Annotated in this window: 11 protein-coding genes; 4 read left to right on the top strand and 7 right to left on the bottom strand. The window is 66.5% G+C overall.

The annotated features are described in order from the left end of the window. Window positions 1-230 precede the first annotated feature (230 nt). The 3 genes from rpsI to U1701_RS06970 all read right to left on the bottom strand — a co-directional run bounded on the left by rpsI (window position 231) and on the right by U1701_RS06970 (window position 2,428). Entirely contained in the window at window positions 231-788 is a 558-nt protein-coding gene (gene rpsI, locus U1701_RS06980; RefSeq protein WP_332781817.1) for a 30S ribosomal protein S9, read from the bottom strand. Further along, complete coding sequence (rplM, locus tag U1701_RS06975; RefSeq protein WP_332781816.1) at window positions 788-1,267, bottom strand: 50S ribosomal protein L13; 480 nt, start codon at window positions 1,265-1,267, stop codon at window positions 788-790. The genes rpsI and rplM overlap by 1 nt, the downstream gene beginning before the upstream one ends. A 123-nt stretch (window positions 1,268-1,390) precedes the next feature. Beyond that, complete coding sequence (locus tag U1701_RS06970) at window positions 1,391-2,428, bottom strand: COX15/CtaA family protein (protein ID WP_332781815.1); 1,038 nt, start codon at window positions 2,426-2,428, stop codon at window positions 1,391-1,393. 61 nt (window positions 2,429-2,489) lie between these two features. Between U1701_RS06970 and U1701_RS06965 the strand changes: the two genes are divergently transcribed. Beyond that, complete coding sequence (locus tag U1701_RS06965) at window positions 2,490-2,966, top strand: Fur family transcriptional regulator (RefSeq protein ID WP_332781814.1); 477 nt, start codon at window positions 2,490-2,492, stop codon at window positions 2,964-2,966. A gap of 11 nt (window positions 2,967-2,977) precedes the next feature. Here U1701_RS06965 and U1701_RS06960 read toward each other — a convergent pair whose 3' ends face one another. Next, window positions 2,978-3,529 carry a GNAT family N-acetyltransferase gene (locus tag U1701_RS06960; protein WP_332781813.1) on the bottom strand — a complete coding sequence of 184 codons (552 nt, stop codon included), beginning with the start codon at window positions 3,527-3,529 and terminating at the stop codon, window positions 2,978-2,980. A 66-nt stretch (window positions 3,530-3,595) separates the two neighbouring features. On the opposite strand from U1701_RS06960, the gene dxs reads away from it, so the two are divergent. Further along, the gene (gene dxs, locus U1701_RS06955) at window positions 3,596-5,515 is read left to right on the top strand and encodes a 1-deoxy-D-xylulose-5-phosphate synthase (protein ID WP_332781812.1); all 1,920 of its coding nucleotides are present in this window, start codon (window positions 3,596-3,598) and stop codon (window positions 5,513-5,515) included. Between the two features lie 13 nt (window positions 5,516-5,528). Here dxs and U1701_RS06950 read toward each other — a convergent pair whose 3' ends face one another. From U1701_RS06950 to U1701_RS06940, 3 genes are read right to left on the bottom strand one after another with little or no spacing between them, the layout of a single operon-like run. Next, window positions 5,529-6,815 carry a cell wall hydrolase gene (locus U1701_RS06950; RefSeq protein WP_332781811.1) on the bottom strand — a complete coding sequence of 429 codons (1,287 nt, stop codon included), beginning with the start codon at window positions 6,813-6,815 and terminating at the stop codon, window positions 5,529-5,531. Continuing rightward, window positions 6,812-7,732, bottom strand: coding sequence for a cysteine synthase A (gene cysK / locus U1701_RS06945; protein ID WP_332781810.1), 921 nt, complete (start codon window positions 7,730-7,732; stop codon window positions 6,812-6,814). Before cysK ends, U1701_RS06950 begins: the two co-directional genes overlap by 4 nt. Further along, window positions 7,729-9,009, bottom strand: coding sequence for an MFS transporter (locus tag U1701_RS06940; RefSeq protein ID WP_332781809.1), 1,281 nt, complete (start codon window positions 9,007-9,009; stop codon window positions 7,729-7,731). Before U1701_RS06940 ends, cysK begins: the two co-directional genes overlap by 4 nt. A gap of 349 nt (window positions 9,010-9,358) precedes the next feature. On the opposite strand from U1701_RS06940, the gene pdhA reads away from it, so the two are divergent. Together pdhA and U1701_RS06930 are read left to right on the top strand one after the other, a co-directional pair. Then, window positions 9,359-10,420 (top strand): pyruvate dehydrogenase (acetyl-transferring) E1 component subunit alpha, encoded by a 1,062-nt coding sequence (pdhA, locus tag U1701_RS06935; RefSeq protein WP_443026003.1) that lies wholly within the window; start codon window positions 9,359-9,361, stop codon window positions 10,418-10,420. Continuing rightward, window positions 10,420-11,853: a pyruvate dehydrogenase complex E1 component subunit beta gene (locus U1701_RS06930; protein WP_332781808.1), complete on the top strand. Its 1,434-nt coding sequence runs from the start codon at window positions 10,420-10,422 to the stop codon at window positions 11,851-11,853. Before pdhA ends, U1701_RS06930 begins: the two co-directional genes overlap by 1 nt. The last annotated feature ends 12 nt before the right edge of the window (window positions 11,854-11,865 follow it).

Below are 11,865 nucleotides of genomic sequence, written 5' to 3'. Positions count from 1 at the left end.
AGCGGCCGGAGGATGTGCAGCGGCATGGACCCCGGACCAAGTCCGGGGTGACGAAGGCTTGTGAGCAAGCGTGGCATCACACACGAAAAAGGGCGGCCCGTTGCCGGACCGCCCCTTTCGCATTTTCCCCAAACCTCGGCCACGCCGTCAGACGGGAACGGCGATGCCGTTCCCGCTGCCCGCCGTGACCAGTCCTTGGATCGCTTTCGCGATCCAAGGAGGTCCGCATCTTAGCGCTTCGAGAACTGGAAGCTGCGACGGGCCTTCGCCTTGCCGTACTTCTTGCGCTCGACGGTGCGGCTGTCGCGGGTCAGGAAGCCTGCCGCCTTGACCGGTGCGCGCAGGATCGGCTCGAACTTGGTCAGTGCCTGGCTGATGCCATGCTTGACCGCGCCGGCCTGGCCCGAAAGCCCGCCGCCCTTGACCGTGCAGACGACGTCATAGGCGCCGTCGCGCTCGGCGATCGAGAAGGGCTGGTTGATCACGAGACGCAGCGTCGGGCGTGCGAAATAGGTTTCCTGATCACGACCGTTGATCGTGATCTTGCCCGAACCCGGCTTGATCCAGACGCGTGCGACGGCGTCCTTGCGGCGACCGGTCGCATAGGCGCGGCCCTGCTTGTCGAGAATCTGCTCGCGCAGCGGCATCGGCTCGCGGACCGGCTCGTTCGAGACGGGCGCCTGGATGTCGCTTTCGGCGGCCGGAACCGTCTGCGCGGTCGGCGCGGCGGGCGCGGGCGTGTTGGTCAGGCTCGCGAGATCGGCGAGCGACTGGCGGTTGTCGGACATCAGTTGCCCACCTTGTTCTTGCGGTTCATCGAGCCGATGTCGAGGACTTCGGGGTTCTGGGCTTCGTGCGGATGCTCGGTGCCCTTGAAGATGCGCAGGTTGCGCATCTGCTCGCGACCGAGCGGACCACGGGGGATCATACGCTCGACGGCCTTTTCGAGAACGCGCTCCGGGAAGCGGCCTTCGAGAACCTTGGCGGCGGTGATGCCCTTGATGCCGCCGGCGTACCCGGTGTGGCGGTAATAGACCTTCTTCGCGGCCTTGTTGCCCGTGAAGCGGACCTTGTCGGCGTTGATGATGATCACGTTGTCACCGCAATCGACATGCGGGGTGAAGCTCACCTTGTGCTTGCCGCGCAGGATGTTGGCGACGATCGACGCCATACGGCCGACGACCAGACCTTCGGCATCGATAATATGCCATTTCTTCTCCACCTCGAACGGCTTGGCCGACTTGGTGGTCTTCATGAGCGCCTTCATGGGCGTTGGACCTTCCAGATAGAATACAAACGCGCCAGCCCAAGGGCCAGCGCGGTTGCCGGTCTAATGTCCAAAGAGTGCCGGGAAGTCAAGCTTTCCGCGGGTTTGCTGACGGGTATTATGTTACCCGACGCGCGGACGGCCGATCGCATGGGCTGCGAACACCGCGGAAATCAGCAGCAACGCGGCGTTCGCCTGGTGCGCGACCGCGACATGGATGTTCACGCCGGTCATCAGCGTGGCGATGCCGAGCATGATCTGCAACGTGACGAGCCCGACGACATAGAAGCCCGCTCGGCTGCCCGCCTTGGTCGCGACAACCGCGAGCCAGAGCAGTCCGGCGGCAGCGGCAAACGCGAACCAGCGGTGGATGAACTGCACGACGATCGGGTTGTCGACCGCGTTGGTCCAGCCGGGCGACAGCATCGGCACGCCGGCGGGGAACAGCGCGTCGCCCATCAGCGGCCAGCTCGCAAACGCATAGCCCGCGTCGAGTCCCGCGGTGAACGCGCCGTAGACGAGCTGCACGAACAGCAGCACCAGCGCGGCGATCGCCGGAGCCGTGAGGCAAGCAGGGGCGGACAGCGGCGAACGATGCAGGTCCAGCAGGTCGAGCGCGGTCCAGACGATCCCGGCGAGCGTCACCAGCGCGGTCATCAAGTGGACGGCGAGGCGGATGTGGCTGACATCCGTGCGCACCGCGAGCCCGGACGAGACCATCCACCACCCGACCGCGCCCTGCAGCGCGCCGAGCGCCAGCAACGCGGTCAGCCGCCAACCATAACCAGCAGGGATCCGCTTGGTGACAGCGAACCAGACCAGCGGCACCGCGAACGCGAGGCCGATCGTCCGCGCCAGCACGCGGTGCAGATACTCCCAGAAGAAGATTTCCTTGAACCCGTCCAGCGTCATGCCGCTGTTGAGCTGGGTATATTCGGGAATCCGCTGATAGTTCGCGAACTCTGCCTGCCATTCCGCTGCGGTCAGCGGGGGAATGATGCCGGTGATCGGTTTCCATTCGGTGATCGACAGCCCCGAATTGGTTAGTCGGGTGATACCCCCGACGACGACGATTCCGACGATCATCGCCGCGACCGCGAACAGCCAGATCGCGACGGCACGGGGACGAACCTTGATGAAGGCTGCGCTGGGTAGGAGCATGCCTCGTACATAGGTCAACTGCCGCCTTGTTGCCAGCGGTGCGGGGCCTTAAGTTCGCGCCATGGCAACAGCGCACAAGCATCGCGAACCGCAGGGTGACGACCTGACCCTGGCTGCCCGCACCGCGCTCGAGAAATCGGGCGAACAGTGGACCGCGATGCGCGCAAGCGTGTTCGCGGCGCTTGCCGGGTTCGACAAGCCGGCATCGGCCTATGACATCGCAGAGGCGGTGTCGAAGGTGGAGGGGCGCCGGGTCGCGGCGAACAGCGTGTACCGGATCCTCGACCTGTTGGTCGCCGCCAACGTCGCGCGGCGCGTCGAGAGCGCGAACGCTTATGTCGCCAACGCGCACCCGGATTGCGTGCACGACTGTATCTTCCTGGTCTGCGACCGGTGCGGCCTGACCACGCATATCGACGACGACCCCGTCACGCAGGGCGTCCGTCGGGCTGCACGCGCGGCAGGATTCGAACCGGTCCGTCCGGTGATCGAAGTGCGCGGCGTCTGCGCACCCTGCGCACGGCAGCCGCACGTGTGACGTTTGCGACGTTACACATCGCCTGACCGGGTGAGCGACTTCCCCATCCGCACCATCGGCACCGGCACATCGCCCGGCGTTTCGATCCGCTCGATCGGCGAATAGCCGCACGCGCGGTACAGCGGTTCGCCCGCCAACGTGGCCATCATTTCCGCGCGAGCGAATCCGGCGTCGCGGGCCGCTGACTCACAGATCGTCAGGATAAGCCGCCCGATGCCTTGCCGCGCGCGGTTCGGGTCGGTGTACATCGCCCGGATCCGCGCCGCCTCGGTCGCGGGATCGAGCAGTGCGGCGTCCCGCAGCGAGATGCTGTGATCACCACCGTACAGCGTCGCGCGGCGGCTCCACCCGCCGCAGCCGACCAGTGCGCCGTCCGCATCGTGCACCAGCCTATAGGTCCGGTCCGCGATTAGCTGCGTATCCAGCCCCATGACCGCGCGGCTCGCGGCGACCTGCGCGGGCGTCAGGAACGCGTCCTGCAACCGGTCGATCGCGCGCGCCATCAACGCGGTGATAGCGGGGATGTCCGCCTCCGTGGCGGGGCGATGCGTGAACCCGGTCATGCGCTGCGATCCTGCAATTATTCGGTAACAATCGACACGATACCTCGGCTGGTTTAAGCCTCGCATATGTCCGATTTGCCTGCAACGCCGCTGCTCGACACGGTAACCACGCCCGCCGACCTCCGCGCCCTGAAGCCCGAGCAGCTCCGCCAGCTGGCGGATGAGCTGCGCGCCGAGACGATTTCCGCGGTCGGGACGACCGGCGGGCATCTGGGATCAGGGCTGGGCGTGGTCGAGCTCACCACCGCGATCCATTATGTCTTCGACACCCCGCGCGACGCCCTGGTGTGGGACGTCGGCCACCAATGCTATCCGCACAAGATCTTGACCGGCCGGCGGGACCGCATCCGCACGCTGCGCCAGGGCGGCGGGCTGTCGGGCTTCACCAAGCGCAGCGAGAGCGAATACGACCCGTTCGGCGCGGCGCATTCGTCGACCTCGATCTCGGCGGCGCTCGGCTTTGCGACCGCCAACAAGATCGCGGGCAATCCCGGCAAGGCGATCGCGGTGATCGGCGACGGATCGATGTCGGCAGGCATGGCGTACGAGGCGATGAACAACGCGCAGGCCGCGGGCAACCGGCTGGTGGTGATCCTCAACGACAACGACATGTCGATCGCGCCGCCGGTCGGCGGTCTGTCGGCCTATCTCAGCCGGATCGTGTCGAGTCGTGGCTTCCTGGGGTTGCGCGAGCAATTGAAGCGGCTGGCGCGCAAGCTGCCGCGCCCGTTCGCCGAGGCCGCGCGGAAGACCGACGAGTTCGCGCGCGGCATGACGATGGGCGGCACGCTGTTCGAGGAACTGGGCTTCTATTATGTCGGCCCGATCGACGGCCACAATCTCGACCATCTGATCCCGGTGCTGGAAAATGTCCGCGACGCCGAGGAAGGCCCGATCCTGGTCCATGTCGTGACCAAGAAGGGCAAGGGCTATGCGCCCGCCGAGGCGTCGGCGGACAAATATCACGGCGTCCAGAAGTTCGACGTGATCTCGGGCATCCAGACCAAGGCGCCGCCGGGTCCGCCGCAATATCAGAACGTGTTCGGCGCGCAGCTGGTCAAGGAAGCCGCGACCGATCCCCGGATCTGCGCGATCACCGCAGCGATGCCGTCGGGCACCGGGCTCGATGCGTTCGCGAAGGCCTATCCCGAGCGCTTCTTCGACGTTGGCATCGCCGAACAGCACGGCGTGACCTTTGCCGCCGGGCTTGCCGCGCAGGGGATGCGGCCGTTCTGCGCGATCTATTCGACGTTCCTGCAGCGCGCCTATGACCAGGTGGTGCACGACGTCTGTATCCAGAACCTGCCGGTGCGCTTCGCGATCGACCGTGCCGGGTTGGTCGGTGCCGACGGCGCGACGCATGCCGGGTCGTTCGACGTGACCTATCTGGCGACGCTCCCCAACATGGTGGTGATGGCGGCGGCGGACGAGGCCGAGCTCGTCCACATGACGCATACCGCGGCGCTGCACGACAGCGGCCCGATCGCGCTGCGCTATCCGCGCGGCAACGGCACCGGCGTCGCGCTGCCCGAAACGCCGCAGCGGCTCCAGATCGGCAAGGGGCGAATGGTCCGCGAGGGCAAGACGGTCGCGATTCTGAGCCTCGGCACGCGGCTCGAGGAAGCGATGAAGGCCGCCGATATCCTCGAGGCCAAGGGGCTCAGCACCAGCGTCGCCGACCTGCGCTTCGCCAAGCCGCTCGACGAGGCGCTGATCCGCAAATTGCTGATAAGCCACGAGGTCGCGGTGACGATCGAGGAGGGCGCGGTCGGCGGCTTTGGCGCGCATGTGCTGACGCTCGCATCGGACGAGGGGCTGACCGATGTCGGCCTGAAGATCCGCACGCTGCGGCTGCCCGACCTGTTCCAGGATCAGGACAAGCCGGAGCTGCAATACGCCCAGGCCGGGCTCGACGCCGCGGGCATCGTCGACACCGTGCTCACGGCGTTGCGGCACAACGCGCGTGCGGAAGCCTATACCGGCTGACCGGATCGCGGCGCTATTTGACCGCGCCGGTTGCCAGCGGGGTTGCCGTCGTCGTCACCGGCGCCGGTTTGCGGCGGACGCCTTCGAGCTCCGCTGCTGGGGTCTCCGCACCGGTGTCGGCGACCGGCGACGGTGGCACGGGGGTCGCGCGGATCAGCTGACGTTTCATGCACTGCCGGCCAGCGACGGGCTTGAACTGCGTGCAGTTCCACAGCGTCTTTTCATAGCCCTGAGCCCGGTCGCGCAGATAGCTGAACGACAGCGCCGCGATCTGGTCGTCGTTGAGCGGGAGGGTGAAGCCCATATCGGCCGGATCGGTCCAGCCCATGACCTTGCAGCGTGGACGGTCGCCGCAGGCCTTGGCAGCGAGTGCCGCGAAGGTGTCGGGCTGGCGGGCGTCGAGCGTCGTCAGGAAGCTGTTCGGATCGTTGGGGAGCGGGGCAAGCCCACGGACATTGAGCGCAAGCGCTGCGAGCGCGGTGTCCGCATCCGCGGCAACCGCCAGCGCGGTGCCGAGGCCGTGGGCGTCGGACAGGCCGGCGAGTTGCGCGATCACGGGTTCGCCGTCTGCGACGCGGCGGTTGAACGCAGCCGGCGTGCCCCACCACCCGGTCCAGCGGAAGAACAGATGCGTATGCACCGCCGCGACCTTGTCGAGGCTCGACTGCCAATACGGGACCACCCAGTCGGTATGGTAATGCGTCGCATAGCCGACCGGCTTGTAGACCGATCCGCCGAGGGCTGCGGCGGCGACCGCGCGTGCGCGTTGCCAGCCGGGTTCGGCGGGGCGGCGGGCCAGCGCGCCGTCGCAGGTGAAGGTGAACTGACAGCCGGTGCTGCGGTCCGATCCTTCGAACACCACGCCGCACACCGTCTTGGGGAAGGCGGGGTGGCGGAGGCGGTTGAGGATCACCTGCGCGACCGCGCGTTCACCGACTGCGTCGTCACCCGCCTCGTACAGAACCGCGGCGGCGAGACAGTCGGTCGCCCTGGCAAGATCGTCGGGCCCGCCGGCGAACCGAAACGGTCGCGCGGCCGGGTTGGGATCGGTCGAGAAGGGCACGGTCGCATTGAACGCACGCGCGTCCTGCGGCGCCAGGGCGACGAAGCGCACCGGCTCGACCGGCGGCAGCTCCGCCTTGGGTACGACGCGGGTCCGCGGCACGGCGACCTTGGGGGCGTGCGCGATCGACGGCGGATTGGTGATGACGAGAAGCGGGCCGGCGATCGCGATCGCAGCGATCCCCGCCAACCCTGCGCGCAGGATCGTAACCCCGCGCGCCGTGAGGGGCGCTGTCACTGTTCGGGCAGGAAGTCCGGGACCGACAAATAGCGCTCGCCGGTATCGTAATTGAAGCCGAGAACGCGGACGTTATCGGGCAGGTCCGGCAGCTTCTGGAGGATCGCGGCGAGCGTCGCGCCCGAGCTGATGCCGACCAGGATGCCTTCTTCGCTCGCCGAGCGGCGGGCCATGTCCTTGGCAACCGCCGCGTCGACCTCGATCACGCCGTCGAGCACCTGGGTGTGCAGGTTCGCCGGAATAAAGCCCGCACCGATGCCCTGGATCGGGTGGGGCCCAGGCTGGCCTCCCGCGATCACCGGCGATGCCGAGGGCTCGACCGCGAAGACCTTCAGATCGGGCCAGACCTTGCGCAACGTCTCGGCGACACCGGTGATGTGGCCGCCGGTACCCACGCCGGTGATCAGCACGTCTATCGGCCGGTCGGCGAAGTCGGCCAGGATTTCCTGCGCGGTGGTGCGGACATGGACATCGATGTTCGCGCCGTTCTCGAACTGCTGCGGCATCCAGGCGCCGGGGGTCTGTTCGACCAGCTCGCGCGCCCGCTCGATCGAACCCTTCATGCCCTTTTCGCGCGGCGTCAGGTCGAATTTCGCGCCATAGGCGAGCATCAAACGCCGGCGCTCGACGCTCATGCTTTCGGGCATGACGAGGATCAGCTTGTAGCCCTTGACCGCGGCAACCATCGCCAGGCCGACTCCGGTATTGCCGCTGGTCGGCTCGATGATCGTGCCGCCCGGTTGCAGGCGACCATCGCGCTCCGCCGCCTCTACCATCGCCACCGCGATGCGGTCCTTGATCGACCCCGCCGGGTTGGAACGCTCGGACTTCACCCAGACTTCCGAGTCGGGGAACAACCGGCTCAGCCGGATGTGCGGTGTATTGCCGATCGTATCGAGGATCGAATTGGCCTTCATGACACGGTCTCCGGGTTTCTCACTGGATCGATCAACGTTGCGGGCGGGTCGAAGGTCCGCGCATTGCGAATACTGGGGAACAGCCACGTCCATAGCAAGGTCACGACGATCGCGCCGCCGCCACCGACCAGAACGGCGCCGACTGGCCCCAATCCTGCGGCGAGGAAGCCCGATTCGGCTTCGCCGAGTTCGTTCGAAGCCGAGATCGTCAGCTGCGACACCGCACCGACTCGGCCGCGCTTGTCGTCTGGCGTGTAAAGCTGAATCAGCGAGGAGCGGATATAGACCGAGAACATGTCGGCCGCTCCCGCGATCGCTAGCGCGATCAGGCTGAGCGGCATCGACGTCGACAGGCCGAAGACGATCGTCGCGGTGCCGTAGATCAGCACCGACACCAGCATTCGCGGGCCGACATTGTGCTTGAGCGGGCGAATCGAGAAAATCACCGCTACAATCGCCGCACCGACCGCAGGCGCCGCGGCGAGTTCGCTGAGGCCGGTCGGCCCGACCTTGAGGATGTCGTGCGCGTAGATCGGCAACAGCGCGCTGGTGCCGGCGAGGAACACCGCGAACAGGTCCAGCGTGATCGCCCCCAGCACGAGTTTGTTCTGGAAAACGTAGCTCAAGCCCTCGGCGATCTGGCGTATGGGATGGGCCTTGCCGACGGGAACGCTACGCGCGACCGGACCGATCAGGAACAGGCAGACGAGCGCGAGCCCGAACAGTGCGCTCGCCAATGCGTAGGCAGCCCAAGGCGCGGCAGCATAGGCGTAGCCGCCGATCGCGGGCCCCGCGATCGCGCCAGCCTGCCACGAGATCGAGCTGAGCGCGATCGCGGTCGGCAGCACCTCGCGCGGCACCAGATTGGGGGCCAGCGCGCCGAAGGCAGGGCCGGCGAAGGCCCGCGCGACGCCGAGCGCCACCGCCACGGTGAACAGCACGGGCAGCGTCATCGCGCCGTCGTACGTGACCAGCGCGAGCGTCAGCGCGCAGGCGAGCTGCAGCGACACGGTAACGCGGGTGATCCAGCGGCGATCGAACCGATCGGCCACCCAGCCGGTAATCGGCGTGGTCACGAACAGCGGCACGAACTGCAGCAGCCCGATCAGCCCCAGCTGCGCCGCCGCGGCGCTGGGCGCCATCGTCGTTCGCGCGATCGTGTAGGTCTGCCAGCCGATCACGATGATCATGCCGTTCTGCGCCAGCGTCATCATCAGCCGGGCGGCCCAATAGGCGCGGAAATTCGCGATCCGGAACGGATGCTGGGGGGTGTCCATCGCTGGGGCCTTTAGGGGGCCGGGTCAGGGCAGGGCAACCGTGCTTTGCTTGGGGGCGGGATAGTCGGGCCTGTTTCTATCGCTTCGCCCAACTAAATGCTCGTCACCCCAGCCTAGGCTGGGGTCTCCTGAGGTTGGCGCGCGTTCTTGCCTCACGAGATCCCAGCCTGCGCTGGGATGACGGTATGGAGGAGGTGGAGGGAGAAGCGCCCGGCACGCACAAAGCCGCCGGTTTCGCGCCACAACCACCCACCGCGATCGACCATACCCACCACGGGAATTGAAACCTGCGCCCGACCGCGCCTATAGGCCCTGCAACTCCCCTACGGAAAACGAGGTTTCCCACATCGTGGCCAAAGCCCCCCCCGCTGCCCAGCCGGCTCGCGCACTCGCCGAGCCCCCGATCCCGAACCGCGAACGTCCCGCGGAACCCACGTCCTATGAAGCGACGAAGGAGGAGCTGCTCGATTTCTACAAACAGATGCTGCTCATCCGCCGGTTCGAAGAAAAGGCCGGCCAGCTTTACGGTCTCGGCCTGATTGGCGGCTTCTGCCACCTGTACATCGGCCAGGAAGCGGTCGCGGTCGGCCTGCAGTCCGGTCTGGACGGCGAGAAGGATTCGGTGATCACCGGATACCGCGATCACGGCCACATGCTCGCCTACGGCATCGATCCCAAGGTGATCATGGCCGAGCTGACCGGACGCGGCGAAGGCATCAGCCGCGGCAAGGGCGGATCGATGCACATGTTCTCGACCGAGAAGAAGTTCTACGGCGGGCACGGCATCGTCGGCGCGCAGGTGTCGCTCGGCACCGGCCTCGCCTTCGCGCACAAGTATAACGAGGATGGCGGCGTCGCCATGGCCTATTTCGGCGACGGCGCCGCGAACCAGGGCCAGGTGTACGAAAGCTTCAACATGGCCGAGCTGTGGAAGCTGCCGATCATCTATGTGATCGAGAACAACGGCTATGCGATGGGCACCAGCGTCAACCGCTCGTCGTCCGAGGACCAGCTGTTCCGGCGCGGCGAATCGTTCCGCATCCCGGGCATCCAGGTCGACGGCATGGACGTGCTCGCGTGCCGCGGTGCCGCCGAGGAGGCGCTCGCCTGGGTCCGCGCCGGCAAGGGGCCGATCATCCTCGAGATGAAGACCTACCGCTATCGCGGCCATTCGATGTCCGACCCAGCCAAATATCGCAGCCGCGACGAAGTCCAGGCGGTGCGCGACAAGTCCGACCCCATCGATCACGTCAAGCGGCTGCTCGACGGCGTCGGCGTCGGCGAGGCGGAGCTTAAAACCATCGAGCAAGAGATCAGGAAGACCGTGAACGAAGCCGCCGATTTCGCCGAACAGACGCCCGAGCCGGATCCGTCCGAGCTGTACACCGACGTTCTGGTGGAGACCTACTGATGGCGATCGAGATCAAGATGCCCGCGCTCTCCCCGACGATGGAAGAGGGCACGCTGGCCAAGTGGCTCGTCAAGGAAGGCGATGCCGTCAAGTCGGGCGACATTCTCGCCGAGATCGAAACCGACAAGGCGACGATGGAGTTCGAGGCGATTGACGAAGGTACGATCGGTTCGATCACCGTGGCCGAAGGTACCGACAATGTGAAGGTCGGCACCGTCATCGCGACGATCCTCGAAGAGGGCGAGAGCGCCAGTGACGCGAAGGCTGCGCCTGCGCCGGCCGCTGCTTCGGAGTCGCCCGCGGCGGTCAATCAGGCGGCACAGAGCGCGCCGCCGGCCGCTCCTGAAGCGGGTCCCGCACCGACCAAGGCCGAGAGCGGCACGCAGCAGCTCGTCGCTGCCGCCGAGAAGGTCGGCAAGGCGGACCCAGCGATTCCTGCGGGCACCGAGATGGTCAAGACCACCGTCCGCGAAGCACTGCGCGACGCGATGGCCGAGGAAATGCGCGCCGATCCGCGGGTCTTCGTGATGGGCGAGGAAGTCGCGCAATATCAGGGCGCGTACAAGGTCACGCAGGGGCTGCTCGAGGAGTTCGGCGACAAGCGCGTCATCGACACGCCGATCACCGAATATGGCTTTGCCGGCATCGGCACTGGCGCGGCGATGGGCGGGCTTCGTCCGATCGTCGAGTTCATGACGTTCAACTTCGCCATGCAGGCGATCGACCACATCATCAACTCGGCGGCCAAGACCAACTACATGTCGGGCGGCCAGATGCGCTGCCCGATCGTGTTCCGCGGTCCCAACGGTGCGGCCAGCCGCGTCGGCGCGCAGCATTCGCAGAACTATGCGCCCTGGTACGCCAGCGTCCCCGGGCTGATCGTGATCGCGCCGTACGACGCGGCGGATGCGAAGGGCTTGCTGAAGGCCGCGATCCGCACGCAGGATCCGGTCGTGTTCCTCGAGAACGAGCTGATGTACGGTCGCAGCTTCGACGTGCCGAAACTCGACGACCATGTCCTGCCGATCGGCAAGGCGCGAATCGTGCGCGAGGGCAAGGACGTGACTCTGGTCAGCTATTCGATCGGCGTCGGCATCTCGCTCGAAGCTGCGGAACAGCTGGCCAAGGACGGCATTGAGGCGGAAATCATCGATTTGCGCACGCTGCGTCCGCTCGACACCGACACGGTGCTGAAGAGCCTCAAGAAGACCAACCGCATGGTTGTCGTTGAAGAGGGTTGGGCGACCTGCTCGATCGCGTCGGAGATCGTCTCGGTGGTGATGGAGCACGGCTTCGACGACCTCGATGCGCCGGTGTTACGCGTCGCTAACGAGGACGTGCCGTTGCCCTACGCCGCGAACCTCGAAAAGCTTGCGCTGATCGATGTCGCCAAGGTGGTGACGGCGGTCAAGAAGGTGACGTACAAGGGCTGATCTGATCCGGCC

The organism is Sphingomonas rhamnosi (genome assembly GCF_036663615.1).
Taxonomy (GTDB): domain Bacteria; phylum Pseudomonadota; class Alphaproteobacteria; order Sphingomonadales; family Sphingomonadaceae; genus Sphingomonas.
The sequence above is the reverse complement of the archived record's forward strand: the minus strand, read 5'-3'. Positions and strand labels throughout refer to the sequence as shown.